Below are 21,285 nucleotides of genomic sequence, written 5' to 3' on the forward strand. Positions count from 1 at the left end.
GGTCGTCCTTGGCACTCCCCACCGGGTGAGTGCTAACGCGGCAACGCGTGCCTGACCCCCGCGACGGCAGGCCCGCAGGTTCGCCCCTACCCGTTAGAAAACCCCGTAATCTCCGAAGGGGAGCTCGGACGTGACCACCAGCAGCAAGGTTGCCATCAAGCCGCTCGAGGACCGCATCGTGGTCCAGCCGCTCGACGCCGAGACCACCACGGCCTCCGGCCTGGTTATCCCGGACACCGCCAAGGAGAAGCCCCAGGAGGGCGTCGTCCTGGCCGTCGGCCCGGGCCGCTTCGAGGACGGCCAGCGTCTGCCGCTCGACGTCGCCGTGGGTGACATCGTCCTGTACTCGAAGTACGGCGGCACCGAGGTGAAGTACCAGGGCGAGGAGTACCTGGTGCTCTCGGCCCGCGACGTCCTCGCGATCATCGAGAAGTAAGACGTCCCGCCCCGCCCCGGATCCGTGTCCCAAGTGACAGGGGCCCGGGGCGTGGTTGTTGGTTCACGTAGATCGGCGGCCGGTCGGCCGGCCGCAGCCCCGAGGGAATAGGGAACATGGCGAAGATCCTGCAGTTCGACGAGGACGCCCGCCGCTCGCTGGAGCGCGGTGTCAACAAGCTGGCCGACACCGTCAAGGTGACCATCGGCCCCAAGGGCCGCAACGTCGTCATCGACAAGAAGTTCGGCGCCCCGACCATCACCAACGACGGTGTCACCATCGCCCGCGAGGTCGAGCTGGACGACCCGTACGAGAACCTTGGCGCGCAGCTCGTCAAGGAGGTCGCCACCAAGACCAACGACGTCGCGGGTGACGGCACCACCACCGCCACCGTGCTGGCCCAGGCCCTGGTCAACGAGGGTCTGCGCAACGTCGCCGCCGGTGCCGGCCCGGCCGCCCTGAAGAAGGGCATCGACAAGGCCGTCGCCGCCGTCTCCGAGCACCTGCTGTCCGTCGCCCGCGAGATCGAGGGCAAGGACGACGTCGCCGCCGTCGCGTCCCTCTCCGCGCAGGACACCCAGGTCGGCGAGCTGATCGCCGAGGCGATCGACAAGGTCGGCAAGGACGGTGTCATCACCGTCGAGGAGTCGAACACCTTCGGCGTGGAGCTGGACTTCACCGAGGGCATGCAGTTCGACAAGGGCTACCTGTCGCCGTACTTCGTCACCGACGCGGAGCGTCAGGAGGCGGTCCTGGAGGACCCGTACATCCTGATCAACCAGGGCAAGATCTCGTCGATCCAGGAGCTGCTGCCGCTGCTGGAGAAGATCCTCCAGGGCGGTGGCTCCAAGCCGCTGCTGATCATCGCCGAGGACGTCGACGGCGAGGCGCTGTCGACCCTGGTCGTGAACAAGATCCGCGGCACCTTCAACGCCGTCGCCGTCAAGGCCCCGGGCTTCGGCGACCGCCGCAAGGCGATCCTCGGCGACCTGGCCGTCCTGACCGGTGGCCAGGTCATCTCCGAGGAGGTCGGCCTCAAGCTCGACCAGGTCGGCCTGGACGTGCTGGGCACCGCCCGCCGCGTGACCATCACCAAGGACGAGACCACGGTCGTCGACGGCGCCGGTGACGCCGAGGCCGTCGCCGGCCGCGTCGCCCAGATCAAGGGCGAGATCGCCGCGACCGACTCCGACTGGGACCGCGAGAAGCTGCAGGAGCGCCTGGCCAAGCTGGCCGGCGGCGTCTGCGTCATCAAGGTCGGCGCCGCCACCGAGGTGGAGCTGAAGGAGCGCAAGCACCGCCTGGAGGACGCCATCTCGGCGACCCGCGCCGCGGTCGAGGAGGGCATCGTCGCCGGTGGCGGCGCCTCCCTGGTCCACGCCGCCAAGGTGCTGGAGGACGGCCTGGGCCTGTCGGGCGACGAGGCCACCGGTGTCGCCGTGGTCCGCAAGGCGCTGCACGAGCCGCTGCGCTGGATCGCCCAGAACGCCGGCCTGGAGGGCTACGTCATCACCTCCAAGGTCGCCGAGCTGGAGAACGGCCAGGGCTACAACGCCGCCACCGGCGAGTACGGCGACCTGGTGAAGGCCGGCGTCATCGACCCGGTCAAGGTCACCCGCTCCGCCCTGGAGAACGCCGCCTCGATCGCCTCCCTGCTCCTCACCACCGAGACCCTCGTGGTGGAGAAGAAGGAGGAGGAGGCGGACAGCGCCGGCCACTCGCACGGCCACGGCCACTCGCACTGAGGCTCCGACGCCTGACCGGAGGCCCGGTCCGCTCCCCGCGAGGGGAGGCGGGCCGGGCCTCCGGCGTTCGCCGCTTCATGCTTCAACTATCAGTAGAATTTTGCAGAATGCAAAGATTGCCTTATAACTGAGGCATGATCGAGGCCCGCCATCTGCGCGTCCTGCGTGCCGTCGCCCGCACCGGCTCCTTCTCCGCCGCCGCCCGCGAGCTGGGGTGTACGCAGCCCGCCATCAGCCAGCAGATGAAGGCGCTGGAGAAGTCGGTGGACACCCCGCTGGTGGTCCGCTCGGGCCGCGGGATGCAGCTCAGTGAGGCCGGGCGGGTCCTGCTCAAGCATGCCACCGGGATCCTGGCCGGGCTCTCCGCGGCCGAGGAGGAGATCGCCGCGATCGCCGGGCTGCGGGCCGGCCGGGTGCGGCTGGTCTCCTTCCCGACCGCGAGCTCCACGCTGGTGCCGCCCGCGGTCGCCCGCCTGCGGGACGGCCATCCGGGGGTGCGCGTGTCGCTGGTCGAGGCCGAGCCGCCGGAGTCGCTGGCGATGCTGCGCGGCGGCGAGTGCGAGATCGCGCTGGCCTTCCGCTACCCGCAGTCCGACGGCGCCGCCGCGCTCCCGGCGCCCGTCCACGGCACGCCGCGCGAGGCGCGGGCCGAGGCCAACCTGGAGGCCCAGCAGCTGACCGCCGGGACGGACTGGTCCGATCTGGTGGTCACCCCGCTGCTGGACGACCCGCTGGTGGGCCTGCTGCCCGCCGGCCACCCGCTGGCCGGGCGGGGCGGGGCGGTGGGGCTGGCCGAGCTGGCGGGGGAGCAGTGGATCGCCGGCTGCCCGCAGTGCCGGGGGCACCTGGTGGAGCTGTGCGCGGGGGCGGGCTTCGAGCCCCGGATCGACTTCGCGACGGACGACTACCCGGCGGTGGTCGGCCTGGTGGCGGCCGGGCTGGGGGTCGCGGTGCTGCCCCGGCTGGCGCTGCGGTCGGTGCGCCCCGACGGCGTGTCGACGGTGCCGGTGCGGACGGCCTCCGGTGCGCCGGCGGTGCGCCAGGTGGTCGCGCTGACCCTGCCGGACCTGGCCGGGGTGCCGGCCGTGGCGCTGATGCTGGAGCGGCTGGCGGGGGCGGCCGCCGACCGCTGACGGTGCGTGACGGGGCTGCGGCGGCCCGGCACGTACGGTGAGCCGGGAGGCTGAAGCGCTCGGAAGAAACGTTTCTTCACGACGCCCGCGGCGCCGGGTCAGCGCCGGGCGACGGCCGGCGGCGCCAGCGGGACCTCGACCAGGCGGTGCCGGGAGCGCCCGAGCAGCTCCTCGCGCTCGTCCTCGGTCATCCCGCCCCAGACGCCGTAGGGCTCGCGGACGGCCAGTGCGTGCGCCGCGCACTCGGCGATCACCGGGCAGCGCATGCAGACCTCCTTGGCACTGGCCTCGCGCGAACTGCGCGCGGCGCCGCGCTCGCCCTCGGGGTGGAAGAAGAGCGAGCTGTCCACGCCACGGCAGGCTGCGGAGAGCTGCCAGTCCCAGAGGTCCGCGTTGGGGCCGGGGAGGCGGGAGAAATCTGCCATGGCTCATTCCCTTCAGAGGCTGTCGGCCGTCGGCCGGGCGTTCGGCGGCCCTGCTGTCGAACGGTGCGGCGGGCTTCCTGCGCTGGTGTGGACACCTGGAAATATGACTTAAGGCAACTCCATGGACAAGTCACCCACACACTGGCACAACAGTCAATGACCATACGAAAGCTATAAAAACGGGCATAGTGGGCATGGGCTCCCGCCGGGCGCGGGCGTGGCAATCGGGTGGCCGACGGGCGCGCGACGCGCCGGTCCGGTGTGCGGGTCGTACGCCGACCGCGCGCGAGCTGCGGAAAAGAGCGGCGTGTGCACCGCGATGCGGCTGATCGGTAATGGGTTGGCCACGTACAGTGGTGGAGATGGCCCCGAAGGCCGTAACTCATTCGAGTGACGGTCGTTGGAAGTGCGGAGGCGGTTAGCGGGTGTCGGACGTCGGGAACGATCGCGGACAGGTTGGGGCGATCTGCACGGAGTCCGTCGCCGATCGGCCGTGTCGTAGAGGTTCGTACCAGCCAGGAGGCTCAACGTGACGCGGATCAGCTGCGGAGGACGACGGTCATGACTTCCGTTCTCGTTTGCGACGATTCCCCGCTCGCCCGCGAGGCGCTTCGCCGCGCGGTCGCGACCGTACCCGGAGTGGACCGGGTCACCACCGCGACGAACGGGGAGGAGGTCCTCCGCCGCTGGGTGGCCGACCGCTCCGATCTCGTTCTGATGGACGTCCGGATGCCCGGCCTCGGCGGGGTCGAGACGGTCCGGCGGCTGCTGTCCGCCGACCCGGGCGCGCGGATCATCATGCTCACCGTCGCCGAGGACCTCGACGGTGTCGCGCTCGCGGTGGCCGCGGGCGCCCGCGGGTACCTGCACAAGGACGCCTCGCGCGCCGAGCTGCGGGCCACCGTCACCCAGGCCCTCGCCGACCCGACCTGGCGGCTCGCCCCGCGCCGGCTGCGCAGCCCCGACATGGGCGCGGCGCCCACCCTGACGGCGCGTGAGATCCAGGTGCTGGAGGGCATGAGCCACGGCCGCAGCAACGCCGAGATCGGCCGCGAGCTGTTCCTCTCCGAGGACACCGTCAAGACCCACGCCCGCCGGCTGTTCAAGAAGCTGGGGGCCTCCGACCGGGCGCACGCCGTGGCGCTGGGCTTCCGCTGGGGCCTGGTCCGCTGACCACGGGCGGCGCCGCCGGTTGCGGCGTGCCGCCGGAGGTTCCCGGAGCGGGCGCCGCACGGGCGTGTGACGTTACGGTCCCGAGGTTGCACCATGGAGGAGTGGAGCACCTCGGGGACCAGCGGACAGGCACTGCGGCGAACCACGCAGCCGCAGGACACTCGGCGGACGGCGCGACGGACGGGACCGCCGACGGCGGCGGGGCGGGAGGCGGCACGGTGCAGGAGGGGCCGGTGGTGCGCGGGGCGCCGTACGGTGCCGCAGCGCATAACGTTCCGGTGCACAACTCCGGACGCGGTGCCGCGTTTTCCCGCTCGACCAGGCACCATGGACCGATGCGCGACGACGTCGCCGGTGCGGCCGGCCAGGCGGACCCGGCGGAGGCCGAGCCCTCCGGTCCGGGCCACGATCCGTCGTACGCCGATCCCGGCGGCTCCGCGGCCGCGGTCGGGCCGGGCCGACCGCCGGTGCTCGGCACGGGCGGCTCGCCGCTGGTCGGCGAACTGGTCGCCGCCGCGGTGCGCGGCGAGGGCCCGGCGATCGACGCGCTGCTCGCGTACGTCCACCCGCTGGCGCTGCGGTACTGCCGCGCCCGGCTGGTCCGGCTGCCCGGCGGGGCGAGGCACCACGTGGACGACGTCGCCCAGGAGGTCTGCGTCGCGGTGCTCTGCGCGCTGCCCCGGTACAAGGACCAGGGGCGCCCGTTCGAGGCCTTCGTCTACGGGATCGCCGCGCACAAGATCGCCGATCTCCAGCGGGCCGCGATGCGCGGGCCCGGCTCGACCGTGGTGCCCCAGGACGACCTGCCGGAGGTGCCGGACGAGGCGCTCGGCCCGGAGGAGCAGGCGCTGCTGAGCAGCGACGCCGCCTGGGCGAAGGAGCTGCTGTCCAACCTGCCGGCCCGTCAGCGCGAGCTGGTGCTGCTGCGGGTGGCCGCCGGGCTGTCGGCGGAGGAGACCGGCGAGGTGCTGGGGATGTCCCCGGGGGCCGTCCGGGTGGCCCAGCACCGGGCGCTCAGCCGGCTGCGGGCGCTCGCTGAGGAGTCCTCCTGACCCGTGCCGTGCCAGGCGGCCACGGGGAATGAGCAACCGGGCCGGGGTGTTGTCAAGGGCACACGAGGACACATTCGCGGTGCCAGTACCATGGGGTATCGGCGCCTGGGCGGGTTGCCAGAGTTTGGCGGGTGCGCGCGGGGTCCTTTCGGAGGATCCTCCCATTGCACCCGGCTTCGGCTGTCCTGCGCGAGTGAGCGATGAATGCGCCCCCACCCTCAGGGCGTGAGCGGATTAGGCCGGCCACGGAAGGTACCCCCCAAATGTCTTACAACGCCGCAGGCGTACCCGAGAAGTTCGCGATGCTCGGGCTCACGTACGACGACGTGCTGCTGCTGCCCGGGGCCTCCGAGGTGCTGCCGAACCAGGTGGACACCTCCTCCCGGGTCTCCCGCAACGTGCGCGTCAACATCCCGCTGCTCTCCGCGGCGATGGACAAGGTCACCGAGTCGCGGATGGCGATCGCGATGGCCCGTCAGGGCGGCGTCGGCGTGCTGCACCGCAACCTGTCCGTCGAGGACCAGGTCAACCAGGTCGACCTGGTGAAGCGGTCCGAGTCCGGCATGGTCACCGACCCGATCACCGTCGGCCCGGAGACCACCCTGGCCGAGGCCGACGCGCTGTGCGCCAAGTTCCGCATCTCCGGCGTGCCGATCGCCGACGAGGCGGGCAAGCTGCTCGGCATCGTCACCAACCGTGACATGGCCTTCGAGTCGGACCGCAGCCGCCAGGTCCGCGAGATCATGACCCCGATGCCGCTGATCACCGGCAAGGTCGGCATCTCCGGCGTGGACGCGATGGCCCTGCTGCGCCGCCACAAGATCGAGAAGCTGCCGCTGGTCGACGACGAGGGCCGGATCAAGGGCCTGATCACCGTCAAGGACTTCGTCAAGGCCGAGCAGTACCCGAACGCCGCCAAGGACGCGGAGGGCCGCCTGCTGGTCGGCGCCGCCGTCGGTGCCAGCGCCGAGGCGTTCGACCGGGCCCAGGCCCTGGTCGAGGCCGGTGCGGACTTCCTGGTGGTGGACACCTCGCACGGCCACAGCCACAACGCGCTGGCCTGGATCGAGAAGATCAAGTCGGCCGTCGGGATCGACGTGGTCGGCGGCAACGTGGCCACCCGCGACGGCGCCCAGGCGCTGATCGACGCCGGCGTGGACGGCGTCAAGGTCGGCGTCGGCCCCGGCTCCATCTGCACCACCCGCGTCGTCGCCGGCATCGGCGTCCCGCAGGTCACCGCCATCTACGAGGCCGCCCAGGCCTGCCTGGCGGCCGGCGTGCCGGTCATCGGCGACGGCGGCCTCCAGTACTCGGGCGATATCGGCAAGGCGCTGGCCGCCGGCGCCGACACCGTGATGCTCGGCTCGCTGCTGGCCGGCTGCGAGGAGTCCCCGGGCGAGCTGCTGTTCATCAACGGCAAGCAGTTCAAGTCCTACCGCGGCATGGGCTCGCTGGGCGCCATGCAGTCCCGCGGCCAGGGCCGCTCGTACTCCAAGGACCGCTACTTCCAGGCCGAGGTCGCCTCGGACGACAAGCTCGTCCCCGAGGGCATCGAGGGCCAGGTGCCCTACCGCGGCCCGCTGTCGGCCGTGCTGCACCAGCTCGTCGGCGGCCTGCGCCAGACCATGGGCTACGTGGGCGCCGCCACCGTCGCCGAGATGGAGAGCAAGGGCCGCTTCGTCCGGATCACCTCGGCGGGCCTCAAGGAGAGCCACCCGCACGACATCCAGATGACCGTCGAGGCGCCGAACTACTCGGCCCGCTGACCGGCGTGGACCGCTGAGCCGACCGGCGTGAACCGCTGAGGGGCCCGCTGCCGCACCGCGGCGGCGGGCCCCTCGGGCGTTCCCGGACCCGGGCCGTCGGGGCGGGACCAGCGGCAGTACGGGATACTGGGGGGCGGCCGGGGTGACCCGGCGGGCATGAGCAACACAGCAGAAGGGCTCGAAGTGACTGAGATCGAGATCGGGCGAGGCAAGCGCGGCCGACGGGCGTACGCCTTCGACGACATCGCCGTCGTCCCCAGCCGTCGTACGCGTGACCCGAAGGAGGTCTCGATCGCCTGGCAGATCGACGCCTACCGCTTCGAGCTGCCGTTCCTGGCCGCCCCCATGGACAGCGTGGTCTCGCCGCAGCAGGCCATCGCGATCGGCCGCCTCGGCGGTCTGGGCGTGCTGAACCTCGAAGGCCTGTGGACCCGCTACGAGGACCCGCAGCCGCTGCTGGACGAGATCGCCGCGATCACCGACGCGTCCACCGCGACCCGCCGGCTCCAGGAGATCTACGCGGCGCCGATCCGCGCCGAGCTGATCAAGCAGCGGATCCAGGAGGTCCGCGAGTCCGGCGTGGTCACCGCCGCCGCGCTGTCCCCGCAGCGCACCGCCGAGTTCTCCAAGGCCGTGGTGGACGCCGGCGTCGACGTCTTCGTCATCCGCGGCACCACCGTCTCGGCCGAGCACGTCTCCGGCGCCGCCGAGCCGCTCAACCTCAAGCAGTTCATCTACGAGCTCGACGTGCCGGTGATCGTCGGCGGCTGCGCCACGTACACCGCGGCCCTGCACCTGATGCGGACCGGCGCCGCCGGTGTGCTGGTCGGCTTCGGCGGCGGCGCCGCCCACACCACGCGCAACGTCCTCGGCATCCAGGTGCCGATGGCCACCGCGGTGGCCGACGTGGCGGCGGCCCGCCGCGACTACATGGACGAGTCCGGCGGCCGCTACGTGCACGTGATCGCGGACGGCGGCGTCGGCTACAGCGGCGACATCCCGAAGGCCGTCGCCTGCGGCGCGGACGCGGTGATGATCGGTGCGGCGCTGGCGCGGGCGACCGACGCCCCGGGCAAGGGCTTCCACTGGGGCATGGAGGCCGTGCACGAGGAGCTGCCGCGCGGCAAGCGGATGGACCTCGGGACGGTCGGCAGCACCGAGGAGATCCTCACCGGGCCCTCGCACACCCCGGACGGCACGATGAACCTGTTCGGTGCGCTGCGGCGGGCGATGGCCACCACGGGGTACACGGAGCTCAAGGAGTTCCAGCGGGTCGAGGTGACGGTGAACCCGGCGCTCGACCTCCGCTGACGGGCGGTCCGGAAGGCCCCTGCCGGGAACGGCGGGGGCCTTCGGCGTTCCCGGGGAGGGGGGCGGGGCGGTCAGCTCCGGGTGGCGGTGCGGCGGGTGAGGAGGAAGCCGCCGACCAGGGCGATGGCGTAGAAGGCGGCGTCGAGGGGGCGCAGGTCGGCGCGCCAGCTGGTGAGGGCGCCGCGCACAGGGCCGTCGGGGGTGTCGGGGCCGAGGCGGCGGAGGTGTTCGATCAGCTGGCCGAGCAGGAGGGCGCCGGCCGCGAGGAGGGAGCCGAGCGGGGGGAGCAGGCGGGCCTGGCCGCCGAGGCGGCCGAGCGGGAGGGCGACCAGTGCGGCCGGGGCGATGGCCAGCCAGCCGAGGCTGTCGGCGGCGCGCAGCGGGGCGGCGCCGTAGGCGAGGCCGCCGAGGAGCATGGCGAGCAGGGCCAGGGCGACGGCCAGGGCGGTGCGGTGGCGGGGGACGGCGGGGCGGGCGGGCCCGGCGGGTTCGAAGCCGGCCACCGGGGCGCCGGGCATGCCGGGGGCGACGTAGCCCTCGGGGGCGGCCGGGGGCGGTGCGACCGAGTAGTGCGGGGCGGTGCGCGGCCGGGTCGATGGGCCGTCAGCGCCCGGTGCGGGTGCGGTCATGGGCGTCGAATCCCCCCGGAATACGATGAGCTGCCGAACGGTAGCAGCGGACCGGGCAGATCTTGGCGAGTTTTCGATCACAGATCGGGCACGGAGTGCCGCACCCGTTCCGGTTCGTCCCGGCTCGGGGCGGGGGGCGGGTGGTCGAGGGGCCCGCGGACAGGGGATGATGGAGGCTTGGGCGTCCGGGCCCCAGGTCGGGCCGACGCGCCGTCACCACGACCGCCAGCAGCACATGGGGGAACGTTCCGAATGACCCAGGCGCAGGGTTCCACCGGCCGCCTCCTGGCCGGCCGCTACCGCCTGAACGGCGTGCTCGGGCGCGGCGGCATGGGCACGGTCTGGCGCGCCGAGGACGAGATGCTGGGCCGGACCGTCGCGGTCAAGGAACTGCGGATGAACGCCAGCGTCGAGGAGGAGGAGAAGCACCGGCTGATCACCCGGACGCTGCGCGAGGCCAAGGCGACCGCGCGGATCCGGCACAACTCGGCGGTGACGGTCTTCGACGTGGTCGACGAGGACGACCGGCCGTGGATCGTCATGGAGCTGGTCGAGTCCCGCTCGCTGGCCGACGTGGTGCGCGAGGACGGGCCGCTGGAGCCCGCCCGGGCGGCGGAGATCGCGCTCGACGTGCTGGGCGTGCTCAGCGCGGCGCACGCGCTGGGGATCCTGCACCGGGACGTCAAGCCGTCCAACGTGCTGATCGGCGACGACGGCCGGGTGGTGCTCACCGACTTCGGCATCGCCAGCGTGGAGGGCGACGCCTCCGTCACCTCGACCGGGATGCTGGTCGGCGCGCCCTCGTACATCTCGCCGGAGCGGGCCCGCGGGCAGAAGCCCGGGCCGCCGGCGGACCTGTGGTCGCTGGGCGGCACGCTGTACGCGATGGTCGAGGGCCGCCCGCCCTACGACCGGGGCTCGGCGCTGGCCACGCTGACCGCGGTGATGACCGAGGACCTGGTCACGCCGGTGAACGCGGGCCCGCTGCTGCCGGTGATCGAGGGGCTGCTGGCGAAGGACCCGGCCGAGCGGCTGGACGCCTCGCAGACCCGGTCGATGCTCAAGCGGGTGGTCGCGGAGGCGACCGCGCGGGCCGAGTCGACCACCGAGCACGCGGTGCCGGTGGCCCCGCGCGCGCAGGCCGCGGGGACGGAGCCGTCGGACCGTCCGGAGCCGTCGGAGGCGTCGGAGGGCCCGGAGGCGTCGGAGCCGGAGCAGGCCGGGGACGGCCGCGGGCGGCCGGTGGGCGGACTGCTGGGGACGGTCCGGGTGGGGAGCCGGGCCCGGGATCCGCAGCCCGCCGGGAAGCCGTCCGGGGAGCCGGCGCCGGAGGCGATCCGGCCGGTGACCAGCGAGTGGACGATGGGGGCGACGCAGGCCGCCGGGGCCGATCCGCGCACCGGCCGGCGCCGGCTGGCCATCGCCACCGTGATCGTGGTGCTGCTGCTGATCGCCGGGGTGGTGGCGGTGGTCCGGATGGTCGGCGACGGGGACGGCGCCTCGAACGGCGCGGCCTCGCCCAGCCCGGGGGCCACCGCGCCGGTGGGGGCCGGCACGGAGCCGGCAGCGGCCTCGGCACCGGCCTCGGTACCGCCGTCGGCACCGGCAGCGACGGGCGAACCCGCGCCGGCGCCCGCCCCCGCCCAGCCGAGCAGCGACCCGGCCGCGGTGCCGGACGCGCCCGCGCAGTCCGCCGGCGCGCCCCAGGCCCCCGCGCAGCCCCCGGCAGCGGCGCCGCCCGCGGTGCCGGCCGGCTTCCACGAGTACAAGGACCCGAGCGGCTTCTCGGTCGTCCTGCCGGACGGGCTCCAGCCGAGCGGCTCGGACGCCAACCGGCGGATCTTCAAGAACACCGCCGACGGCAGCCAGCTGCGGATCGAGTGGACCACCTCGCCCGGGGCGAGCGCGGTCGCGGACTGGCAGGAGTCGGAGCCGAACGTCCGCGGTCAGGTCAGCAACTACCAGCGGCTCAACCTGGCGGCGATCACCTACCGGCAGTGGAGCAACGCGGCGGACTGGGAGTGGACCAACGGCACGCCCAGGATGCACTCGCTCAACCGGGGCTTCGTGACCGGGACCCCGCCCAAGTACGGGTACTCGATCTACTGGATCGTCCCGGACGCCGAGTGGGCCGCGCAGGCCCCGGTCCGGGACGTCGTCTTCAACACCTTCCAGCCCGCGCCGTAGGGCAGGCCCGGGCCTCAGCCGATCAGCCGCTGCTTGGCGCGGCTGAACTCCTCCTCGGTGAGCGCGCCGGCGGTGCGCAGGGCGGCCAGGCGCTCCAGCTGGCCGATCAGCTGCTCGCCGTCGGAGGCTTCGGCCGGGGCGGCGGCCAGGGTCTTCGGGGCGTTCCGGGCGGCCCGGGCGGCGGCCCGGACCTGCTCGGCGAAGAACTCGGCCTTGGCCACCTCCTCGAAGCGGTGCGAGCCGGTGAGCGCCACCACCAGGAGCACTTCGCCGTTGAGCTTGGTGCGGGTCACGGTGACGTCGCTGACGGCGTCGAGCGGAACCGGGACCGGAGGCTTCCCGTCCTTCAGGAAGAGCAGCCGATGGGTGGTCAGCACGAGCACTCCCTTGCGGAAGTGGTCCGGGTGGCGCCCGGCGGTGGACGCGACCGGTTTCTCGCCGTCGATGACCGTCCCCTGGACGGTGCGGACGGCCTCGGCGTGGTTGGCCTTGTTGTGGTTTCCGGCCGCCTCGAAGGCGGTGTCGATCAGATCGGTCCAGTCCATGGGATCGAGCCTAAGGGAGCCGCTCAGTAGGCTGCTCGGTGACGGAGAGGAACTGGCATGCGAGGTGGCCCGGGGCAGTTGCTGGCAGGGCGGTACCGGCTGACGGAGCGTCCGGGGCCGCTGCGCGCCCACGCGGTGGACGAGCGGACGGGCGAATCGGTCCTGCTGACCGCCCTGGAGCTGCCGGGGGTGCTGACGGCGGGCCGGGACCCGGAGGAGGCCGCCGCGGAGCAGGCGGACCGGCTGGTGCGGCGGGTGGCGGCGGTCGGCTCGGCCGCGCCGGTCGCGCACCCGCGGCTGCTGCGCGGGGTCGGCGCCTTCGTCGAGGACGAGCTGCTGTGGACGGTGGAGGAGCGGCCGCTCGGACGGACGGTGGCCGAGCTGCTCGCCGACGGGCCGCTGCCGCCGTACCGCGCGGCCGAGTTGACGGCGGACCTGGCCGGCGCGCTGCGGGCGCTGCACGCGGCCGGGCTGACCCACGGCGCGCTGACCGCGCAGTCGGTGCTGGTCTGCGAGGACGGCGCCGCGATGCTCGGCGGGCTGCTCGCCGGGGTGGCCGAGGAGGCGCTGGCCGAGGAGCTCGGCGGGCCGGGCGGGCGGCGGCGGTACGAGGTGCGGGCGGCCCTGGTCGGCCCGGTGGCGGAGCGCTGGCCGCTGGACGGCGGCCCGGCGGGCGACTGCTGGGCGCTCGGCGTGCTGGCGCACCGGCTGGTGACCGGCCGCGCGCCGTACCCGGAGCGGGACGTGCCGGAGCTGGTCACGGCCGTCCGGGACGGGCGGCGCGAGCCCTCGGCGGTGTGCGGGCCGCTCGCGCCGCTGGTGGAACGGCTGGTGCAGCCCGACCCGGTGCTGCGGCCGACGGCGGAGGCGGTGCGCGGGGACCTGGCGGTGCTGCTGGCGGGGGCGCCGGAGCCGGTGGACGAGCAGGAGCGCAGCCCGGTGCCGCAGCCCCAGGCGCCGCCGCTGCCGCGCGGGCGCGGCGCGAGGGCCGTGGCCGCCCGGGCGGGCAGGGCGGCGCGGAAGGGCGGCTCCGGCGGGGGTGCCGAGGCGGGGAACGGGGCGAAACCACCCCGGATACCCCCCGCGCTGCTGGGCCCGCTGCTGGTGGGCGGGGTGTTCGTGCTGCTGGCGCTGGGGGTCGCCGCGGTGGTGCTGTTCGCGGGCTGACGGCCCGCCGGGATTGCGGCCCGGCGGGCCGGCGGGCGGGTGTGATTACCGGGGGCGGCAAGGTGCGCCTAATGTGTGCGTGGGATTTGTTCGAACAGTGGTCTGCACCAGGTCCTCCGTCGCGGTGACGGCAGGCGGAATGTGTGGGGGAGCGGGCGCAGATGGGCGTGCAGGACCGGCCGGAGGCGGCCGAGGCGGAGCGTTTGCTGGCCGGGCGGTACGAGCTGGGCGAGCGGCTCGGCCGGGGCGGCATGGGCACCGTCTGGCGGGCCTGGGACCGGATGCTCGACCGTGAGGTCGCGGTCAAGGAACTGACCGTCAACCACCTGCCCGAGGAGGACCTCCAGATCCTGCACACCCGGATGAAGCGCGAGGCCAGCGCGGCCGCGCGGATCAAGCACCCCGGGGTGATCACCGTGCACGACGTGCTGGAGCAGGACGGCCGGCCGTGGATCGTGATGGAGCTGGTCGACGGCCGCTCGCTGGCCGATGTGATCAGCCAGGACGGCACCCTCCAGCCGCGTGCGGCCGCCGAGGTCGGCAGCCAGGTGCTGGCCGCGCTGCACCGCGGCCACCAGCTGGGGGTGCTGCACCGGGACGTGAAGCCGGCCAACGTGCTGCTGGAGCGCGGCACCGGGCGGGTGGTGCTGCTGGACTTCGGCATCGCGAAGTACGAGGGCTCGACCGAGCTGACCCGGCCGGGGGACCTGGTCGGCTCGCCGGACTACCTGGCGCCGGAGCGGGCCCAGGGCGAGCGGCCCGGGCCGGCCTCCGACCTGTGGGGCCTCGGGGCGACGCTGTACGCGGCGGTCGAGGGCCAGTCGCCGTTCCGGCGGGACTCGCCGATCACCACCCTCGCGGCGGTGGTCGACGAGCCGCTGCCGGAGTCGCGGCGGGCCGGACCGCTGGGGCCGGTGCTGGCCGCGCTGATGGCCAAGGACCCGGACGAGCGGCCCACCGCCGACGAGGCGGCCAGGATGCTGGCCGAGGTGCAGGCCGGGCACACGATCGGCCTGAAGTCGGTGGCGGCGGTGCGCATGCCGACCCAGTCGGTGCCGGTGGTGGACCGCCGCGACGCCCGGGGTGAGCCCGCGGCGGCGGAGCCGGTCGAGGGCTCCGAGGAGCCGACCGAGCCGAAGGCCGCCGCGACCGCCGTCCCGGCGCCGCCGGCCGTGCCCGTCCTCCCTGCCACGCCCGCCGCGCCCCTCGCGGCCCTCGCGCCCGTCCTCGCCGTCGAGCCGGACACCGCAGGGGGATCGCAGGCAGCGGCCGGGGCGCACACTCGGCCCGTCGCGCCGGTGCCGCACTCCGGTGCGCCCGTGCGCGGACCGGCCAAACGCCGCAACCTGCTGAAGATCGTCGGCGTCGCGGTGGCCGTCGGCCTGCTCGCCGCCGCCGGCACCTTCCTCGTCACCCGGCACGTGGTGGGCGGTGGCGGCGGCCCCGACGGCCCGACCCCGACCGCCGCCGAGACCACCGGGCCCGAGCCCACCAGCGACGCCTCCCCGGCGCTGGCGCCGCCCAGCGGCTACCACTGGGTGGACGACCCGGCCGGCTTCCGCTTCCCGCTGCCGAACGGGACGCCGTCCTGGCAGCGGATCAGCACCGGGGACAACCAGATCTACTACACCCCCGACAACAAGGTGCACTACCTCCAGTTCGCCGTCACCGTCGGCCAGTCGGTCAAGCCGCTGGAGCACATGCGGCAGATGGAGACCACCGTCGCCAAGTCCCTCAAGGACTACAAGCAGCACCGGATGGCCGGCACGGCGGTGAAGGGCCAGGAGGCGGCGGTCTGGGAGTTCAGCTACCTCGCCAAGGAGGGCGGCCGCCGGCGCGCCATCGAGACCGAGTTCATCAGCCCGGACGGCACCAGCTACGCGATCTACTCGTCCAGCCCCGACCGGGGCAACGAGTGGAACGAGGCCGAGCAGCGCTTCTACGCGGTGCTCAACAACTTCGCCGCCACCCACTGACCGGGGGCGGGCCCGGGCGCCCGCTGCCGCCCGGGTGCGGCAGATTCTTGTTACCGACGGGTACCGGACCGGCCGCCGAGCGCCTAGGCTGCGCCGTATGTCGGACCTCACAGCAGATGCAGTGGCCACCGAACAGCCCGGCGCCGGCAACCCGGCGGCTCCCGGCGGCGGCCGGACCGTCGCCTCCGCCGTGCCGCCGTCCCTGGTCGCCCGGCTGGCCGCCGGCGTCACCGCCACCGGCGAGCCGGACCTGGTGGAGACCGTCGCTCCGCTGACCGGCGAGCGGCTGGCCAGCCTGCCGCGGTCCACCCCGGCCGACGTCGAGGTCGCCTTCCAGCTGGCCCGCCGCGCCCAGGCCGCCTGGGCCGCGCTGCCGGTGCGCCGCCGGGCCGCCGTCCTGCTGCGCTTCCACGACCTGCTGCTCCGGCGGCAGGACGAGGTGCTGGACCTCGTCCAGGCGGAGACCGGCAAGGCCCGGCTGCACGCCTTCGAGGAGGTGCTGGCCGTCGCCATGGCCGCCCGGCACTACGGGCGGGCCGCGCACGGGTACCTCCGGGACCGGCGGCGCGGCGGCGCGCTGCCGGTGCTCACCCACGCCGTCGAGGCCCGCCGCCCCAAGGGCGTGGTCGGCCACATCTCGCCGTGGAACTACCCGCTGGAGCTGTCGATCGGCGACGCCCTGCCCGCCTTCGTGGCCGGCAACGCCGTCGTCAACAAGCCCGACACCCAGACCGCGCTGACCGCACTGTGGGCCCGGGAGCTGCTGGTCGAGGCCGGGCTGCCGGCCGACCTGTGGCAGATCGTGGTCGGCGACGGCCCGGTGATCGGCCCCGCCGTGGTGGAGCACGCCGACTACGTCTCGTTCACCGGCTCCACCCGCACCGGCCGCGACGTCGCCCAGCGCGCCGCCGCCCGGCTGGTCGGCGCCTCGCTCGAACTCGGCGGCAAGAACGCCATGCTGGTGCTCGCCGACGCCGACCTGGACGCGGCCGCCGCAGGGGCCGTCCGGGCCTGCTTCTCCTCCGCCGGGCAGCTGTGCATCTCCATCGAGCGGCTGCTGGTGCACCGCTCGGTGGCCGACGGGTTCCTGGAGCGCTTCGCCGCCCGCACCCGGGCGCTGCGGCTCGGCGGCGGCCTGGCGTACGGCGCGGACATGGGCTCGCTGGTCTCCGTCCGCCAGCTGGAGACCACCACCCGGCACGTGGAGGAGGCGGTCAAGGCGGGCGCCACCGTGGTGGCCGGCGGGCGCGCCCGGCCGGACCTGGGCCCGTTCTTCTTCGAGCCGACCGTCCTCGACGGCGTCACCCCGGAGATGGCGGTCTGCGCCGAGGAGACCTTCGGCCCGGTCGTCTCCGTCTACCGCTTCGACACCGAGGAGGAGGCGGTGGCCGCCGCCAACTCGACGCCGTACGGCCTGAACTCCAGCGTCTGGACGAGGGACCGGCGGCGCGGCCGGGCGGTCGCGGCCCGGCTGCGCACCGGCACCGTCAACGTCAACGAGGCGTACGCCGCCGCGTACGGCTCGGTCGGCTCGCCGATGGGCGGCATGGGCGACTCGGGGCTGGGCCGCCGGCACGGCGCCGAGGGCATCCTGCGCTTCACCGAGGCGCAGACCATCGCGACCCAGCGGCTGGTGCCGATCGCGCCCTCGTTCGGCCTGGACGACAGGCAGTTCGCCGCCCTGATGACGGGCGGCCTGCGGGCGCTCAAGGCGCTGCGCTTCAAGTAGGGCGGGTCCGTCGGCCCCCGGGGGCCGCGGCCGTGCCCGGGGCCCCGCCGACGGCGGCGGGGCCCGGTTCGCGGTACCCGCAAACAGGTTCACCCGGCGAGTTCATTCCGGCGAAGGAGCGGTGGCAGATGGAGCAGTCCGGCGGTGCGGCGCAGTACGACTACGACGTGGTGGTGGTCGGGTCGGGCTTCGGCGGTTCGGTCGCGGCGCTGCGGCTGACCGAGAAGGGCTACCGGGTCGCCGTGCTGGAGGCCGGCCGGCGCTTCGAGCGGGACGAACTGCCCCGGAACTCCTGGGACCTGCCGAACTACCTGTGGGCGCCGCGGCTGGGGCTGTACGGCATCCAGCGCATCCACCTGCTGGCCAACGTGCTGATCCTGGCCGGCGCCGGGGTCGGCGGCGGCTCGCTGAACTACGCCAACACCCTGTACGTGCCGCCGAAGGCGTTCTTCGAGGACCGCCAGTGGCGCCACATCACCGACTGGCAGCAGGAGTTGGCGCCGTTCTACGACCAGGCGCAGCGGATGCTCGGGGTCCGGCTCAACCCGACCCTCACCCCCTCCGACGTCCACCTCAGAGCGGCCGCCGAGCGGATGGGCGTCGGCGACACCTTCCACATGGCGCCGGTCGGGGTCTTCTTCGGCGACGGCCGCGACACCGACGGCACCGCCAAGGCGGCCCCCGGGAGCGAGGTCGCCGACCCGTACTTCGGCGGCGCGGGCCCGGCCCGCAGGGCCTGCGTGGAGTGCGGCGAGTGCATGACCGGCTGCCGGCACGGCGCCAAGAACATGCTCACCGAGAACTACCTGTACCTGGCGGAGAAGGGCGGGGCGCGGATCCACCCGCTCACCACGGTGGCCCGGATCCGGGAGACGGGCGACGGCGGGTACGCGGTGGACGTGCGCCGCACCGACGCGCGCTCCAGGACGGACCGGGTGAAGGCGGGCGCGCGGACGATCACCGCGGCCCGGGTGGTCGTCGCGGCCGGCACCTACGGCACCCAGTCGCTGCTGCACCGGATGCGGGACGCCGGCCACCTGCCCCGGATCTCGGCCCGGCTGGGCGAGCTGACCCGCACCAACTCCGAGGCGCTGGTGGGCGCGCAGACCACCGACCGGCGCTACGGCACCCGGGCGGACTTCACCAAGGGCGTGGCGATCACCTCCTCGATCCACCCGGACGCCAACACCCACATCGAGCCGGTCCGCTACGGCAAGGGCTCCAACGCGATGGGCGCGCTGTCCATCGCCCAGGTCAGGGGCGGCGGGGCGGTCCCGCGCTGGCTGCGCTACCTGGGCAACTCGGCGCTCCACCCGGTGACCTTCGCCCGCTCGATGAACCAGCGCCGCTGGTCCGAGAAGACGATCATCGGCCTGGTGATGCAGTCGCTGGACAACTCGATCACCGTCTCGCTGCGGAAGGGCCCGCTCGGCAAGGCCCGGCTCACCTCCGCGCAGGGCCACGGCGAGCCCAACCCGACCTGGATCCCGGCGGCCGAGCGGGGCGCCCAGGCGCTGGCCGACGAGATCAACGGCTTCCCGGGCAGCACCGTCGGCGAGATCTTCGACATCCCGATGACGGCGCACTTCCTGGGGGGCTGCCCGATCGGCGACACCCCGGAGACCGGTGTGGTGGACCCGTACCACCGGCTGTACGGCCACCCCGGGATCAGCGTCGTGGACGGCTCGGCCGTCTCCGCCAACCTGGGCGTCAACCCCTCGCTCACCATCACCGCGCAGGCCGAGCGCGCCCTGTCGATGTGGCCGAACAAGGGCGAGCCGGACCCGCGCCCGGCCCAGGGCGAGGGGTACCGGCGGGTGGCGGCGGTGGCGCCGGTCCGGCCGGCCGTGCCCGAGGGCGCGTTCGGCGCGCTGCGGCTGCCACTGCTGCCCGTGCCGGAGGTCCCGAAGAAGAGCGGCTGAGACCCGCTCGGCGGCCCAATCCGCCCGCCCCGGTTCCTGGTTGACATCGGTTCGGGTCCGATGGGATAAACGGGCTCCCTGGGGCGGCCAGGGCTCGTCGAGCGGGGGGAACGCGGTCCATGGCCAACTGCACAGCGTGCGGCGCGACGTCGGGGGAGGGGGAGCCCGCCTGCGGGTCGTGCGGTCGGCCGTTCGCGCCCCCGGCCCCGCCGTCTGCCGTGCCGTCCCCGCCGGATGCGCCGCCGTCCGTGCCGCCGTCCCCGCCGGATGCGCCGCCGTCCGGGTACGCGCCGCCGCCGGGGTACGGCCCGACCACCCCGGCGCCGCCGGCCCCGCCCGCGCTGGGCAGTTGGGGCGGCGGGCAGGTGTACGACCGGTCGCCCGCGTTCCGGCGGCTGCTGACGGCCGCGGACTGGCGCCCGGCGGTCCGGGCGGCCGTCGCGCCGACGCTCGTCCTGCTGGCCGCCGCGCTGGTCGCGGCGGTCCCGAGCGACTACCAGTACGAGTACCGGTTCCAGTCGGCCGGCTTCGGCGAGCGCTTCGGCTCGGCGCTGTCGATGGCCCTGAGCGCGCTCGGCGCGCCGTTCCGGCTCGGCTACCGGACACCGCTGGACCACGGCCGGACCGACGGGCTGGTGATCGCCCTGCGGGTGCTGCCGATGACCGTCACCGTGCTGTGGTGCCTGGCGCTCTGGCTCGGGCTGCGGGCCGCCCTGCGCCGGCGCAGGGCGGTGGAGGGCCAGCTCACCCGGGCCCAGGCCGCCGCCGAGGCGATCCGCACCGCGCTGGTCCTGGCGGCGGTGAGCGGCGTGCTCGGACTGCTCGGCAGCACCCGGTGGCACCCCGCGAGCCGCGGCGTGAAGCCCGACTACTTCGGCTCCGGCGGCCTGAAGCCCGACACCCGGCCGCTGATCACCGCGGACTCCGGCTGGCCGGAGGCCGTCGCCTGGACGGCGCTGCTCGCCGCCCTGCTGGCCTTCGTCGTCTACGGCACCGACGCGCTGCGCTGGGCCGCCTGGCGCAGCCGCTCGGTGCGGGGCTGGGCGGTGTCCGCGCTGGCCGCCGGCCGGGCGCTGGCGTTCACGCTGGGGCTCTCCTCGGTGGCGGCCTTCGTTCTGGTCGCGGCCACCAGCGACAGCGGGGCGCGGACCGGGATCGCGCTGGCCTTCCTGCCCAACCTCGGCCTCAACCTCCTCGGCTTCGGCTCGGGGGCGACCTTCCGGGCGCACACCGGCCTGTCCGGCGGCGACGGCCTGCGCGACGACACCGCCTGGGGGGACCGCAGCAGCGAGACCGGGTTCTCCCTCTTCGACCTGCACGGCGTGACCGGGGACTGGCGCTGGGCCGGCCTGCTCGCGCTCGTCTCGGCGGTGGTGCTCGGCGTGACGGCGTTCCGGCGGGGGCTGGACGCGGCCGACCGGCTGCGGCTGGCGGCCGGGTACACCGGGGCGCTCACCCTGCTGATGGCCGTCTCCGGCGTGCTGGTGACGCGCACCGTGTCCGCCACCGGCTGGACCAGCCCCGGGCGGATGGAGTTCTCCCAGGACGAGTCGGGCGGGCTGGTGTTCCTCACCGCGCTGGTGGCCAACGCGGTGTGGGCACTGGCCGGTGTGCTGCTGGTGCCGCCGGCGCTGGCGGCCGTGCGCGGCCGGGGCGCGGGCGCGCCGCAGGGTGCGGTGCCGTACGCCGAGTCCCCGTTCGCCCGGGACGCCGGGCCCTCGCCGGCGGGGGTGCCGCCGCAGGTGCCGTACGCGACGCCGGCGCACGGGGTGCCGGCCCAGGGGGTGTCGGTCGAGGGGACGCCGGTCGAGGGCACGCCGGCCCGGGCAGTCCCCGCCCAGGGGGCGCCGCCGCGGGCCGCCGGGCCGCCGGAGGCGCCGTTCGCCCCGGGGAGCGGGGTGAGCGAGGTGCTCGGTTCGCACGAGGCGCCGTCCGCCGCGGCCGGCGGGGCGCCGGTGCCGCCGCCTCCCGCCGAGGAGCCGGTCGACCCGCGGGTGTGGCGCGAGCACCCCTGAGGCCTCACCGGCGCCGGTGGGACGGGCAAAGGGCCCCGCGGGGGGACGGGGCCCTTTGTCGTCCGGCACCCGGC

Annotated in this window: 16 protein-coding genes; 13 read left to right on the plus strand and 3 right to left on the minus strand. The window is 74.6% G+C overall.

Features of this window, described 5'->3' with window-relative positions:
* Positions 1-130: 130 nt before the first annotated feature.
* From groES to ACH5AR_RS06455, 3 genes are all read left to right on the plus strand, one after another.
* Complete coding sequence (gene groES / locus ACH5AR_RS06445; RefSeq protein WP_014136232.1) at positions 131-436, plus strand: co-chaperone GroES; 306 nt, start codon at positions 131-133, stop codon at positions 434-436.
* 116 nt (positions 437-552) lie between these two features.
* Positions 553-2,181, plus strand: a complete 1,629-nt coding sequence (groL, locus tag ACH5AR_RS06450) for a chaperonin GroEL (protein WP_396300221.1) — start codon at positions 553-555, stop codon at positions 2,179-2,181.
* A 134-nt stretch (positions 2,182-2,315) separates the two neighbouring features.
* The gene (locus ACH5AR_RS06455) at positions 2,316-3,314 is read left to right on the plus strand and encodes a LysR family transcriptional regulator (protein WP_396300222.1); all 999 of its coding nucleotides are present in this window, start codon (positions 2,316-2,318) and stop codon (positions 3,312-3,314) included.
* A gap of 98 nt (positions 3,315-3,412) precedes the next feature.
* Here ACH5AR_RS06455 and ACH5AR_RS06460 read toward each other — a convergent pair whose 3' ends face one another.
* Positions 3,413-3,739: a WhiB family transcriptional regulator gene (locus tag ACH5AR_RS06460; protein ID WP_396300223.1), complete on the minus strand. Its 327-nt coding sequence runs from the start codon at positions 3,737-3,739 to the stop codon at positions 3,413-3,415.
* Between the two features lie 561 nt (positions 3,740-4,300).
* Here ACH5AR_RS06460 and ACH5AR_RS06465 point away from each other — a divergent pair.
* The 4 genes from ACH5AR_RS06465 (at position 4,301) to ACH5AR_RS06480 (ending at position 9,041) form a co-directional block, all read left to right on the plus strand.
* On the plus strand, positions 4,301-4,912 hold the full coding sequence (locus ACH5AR_RS06465; protein ID WP_014136228.1) for a response regulator transcription factor: 612 nt from the start codon (positions 4,301-4,303) through the stop codon (positions 4,910-4,912).
* Positions 4,913-5,247: 335 nt separating this feature from the next.
* Positions 5,248-5,964 (plus strand): RNA polymerase sigma factor ShbA, encoded by a 717-nt coding sequence (shbA, locus tag ACH5AR_RS06470; RefSeq protein ID WP_396300224.1) that lies wholly within the window; start codon positions 5,248-5,250, stop codon positions 5,962-5,964.
* A gap of 263 nt (positions 5,965-6,227) precedes the next feature.
* Positions 6,228-7,730 carry an IMP dehydrogenase gene (guaB, locus tag ACH5AR_RS06475; protein ID WP_396300225.1) on the plus strand — a complete coding sequence of 501 codons (1,503 nt, stop codon included), beginning with the start codon at positions 6,228-6,230 and terminating at the stop codon, positions 7,728-7,730.
* A gap of 183 nt (positions 7,731-7,913) precedes the next feature.
* The gene (locus ACH5AR_RS06480; RefSeq protein ID WP_396300226.1) at positions 7,914-9,041 is read left to right on the plus strand and encodes a GuaB3 family IMP dehydrogenase-related protein; all 1,128 of its coding nucleotides are present in this window, start codon (positions 7,914-7,916) and stop codon (positions 9,039-9,041) included.
* A gap of 71 nt (positions 9,042-9,112) precedes the next feature.
* On the opposite strand, the gene ACH5AR_RS06485 is transcribed toward ACH5AR_RS06480, so the two are convergent.
* Complete coding sequence (locus tag ACH5AR_RS06485; RefSeq protein ID WP_396300227.1) at positions 9,113-9,670, minus strand: hypothetical protein; 558 nt, start codon at positions 9,668-9,670, stop codon at positions 9,113-9,115.
* A gap of 252 nt (positions 9,671-9,922) precedes the next feature.
* Here ACH5AR_RS06485 and ACH5AR_RS06490 point away from each other — a divergent pair, with 252 nt between their 5' ends.
* Complete coding sequence (locus tag ACH5AR_RS06490; RefSeq protein WP_396300228.1) at positions 9,923-11,857, plus strand: serine/threonine-protein kinase; 1,935 nt, start codon at positions 9,923-9,925, stop codon at positions 11,855-11,857.
* A gap of 14 nt (positions 11,858-11,871) precedes the next feature.
* Here the strand turns inward: ACH5AR_RS06490 and ACH5AR_RS06495 are convergent, their stop codons facing one another.
* On the minus strand, positions 11,872-12,402 hold the full coding sequence (locus ACH5AR_RS06495) for an SHOCT domain-containing protein (protein ID WP_396300229.1): 531 nt from the start codon (positions 12,400-12,402) through the stop codon (positions 11,872-11,874).
* Between the two features lie 57 nt (positions 12,403-12,459).
* On the opposite strand from ACH5AR_RS06495, the gene ACH5AR_RS06500 reads away from it, so the two are divergent.
* From ACH5AR_RS06500 to ACH5AR_RS06520, 5 genes are all read left to right on the plus strand, one after another.
* Positions 12,460-13,569: a hypothetical protein gene (locus ACH5AR_RS06500; protein ID WP_396300230.1), complete on the plus strand. Its 1,110-nt coding sequence runs from the start codon at positions 12,460-12,462 to the stop codon at positions 13,567-13,569.
* 161 nt (positions 13,570-13,730) lie between these two features.
* Positions 13,731-15,545, plus strand: coding sequence for a serine/threonine-protein kinase (locus ACH5AR_RS06505; RefSeq protein ID WP_396300231.1), 1,815 nt, complete (start codon positions 13,731-13,733; stop codon positions 15,543-15,545).
* A gap of 97 nt (positions 15,546-15,642) precedes the next feature.
* Positions 15,643-17,274, plus strand: coding sequence for a succinic semialdehyde dehydrogenase (locus tag ACH5AR_RS06510; RefSeq protein ID WP_396300232.1), 1,632 nt, complete (start codon positions 15,643-15,645; stop codon positions 17,272-17,274).
* A gap of 128 nt (positions 17,275-17,402) precedes the next feature.
* Positions 17,403-19,196 (plus strand): GMC oxidoreductase, encoded by a 1,794-nt coding sequence (locus tag ACH5AR_RS06515; protein WP_396300233.1) that lies wholly within the window; start codon positions 17,403-17,405, stop codon positions 19,194-19,196.
* 248 nt (positions 19,197-19,444) lie between these two features.
* Entirely contained in the window at positions 19,445-21,211 is a 1,767-nt protein-coding gene (locus ACH5AR_RS06520; protein WP_396300234.1) for a hypothetical protein, read from the plus strand.
* Positions 21,212-21,285 lie beyond the last annotated feature (74 nt).

This window comes from Kitasatospora sp. NPDC018619, assembly GCF_044391605.1.
Classification (GTDB): domain Bacteria; phylum Actinomycetota; class Actinomycetes; order Streptomycetales; family Streptomycetaceae; genus Kitasatospora.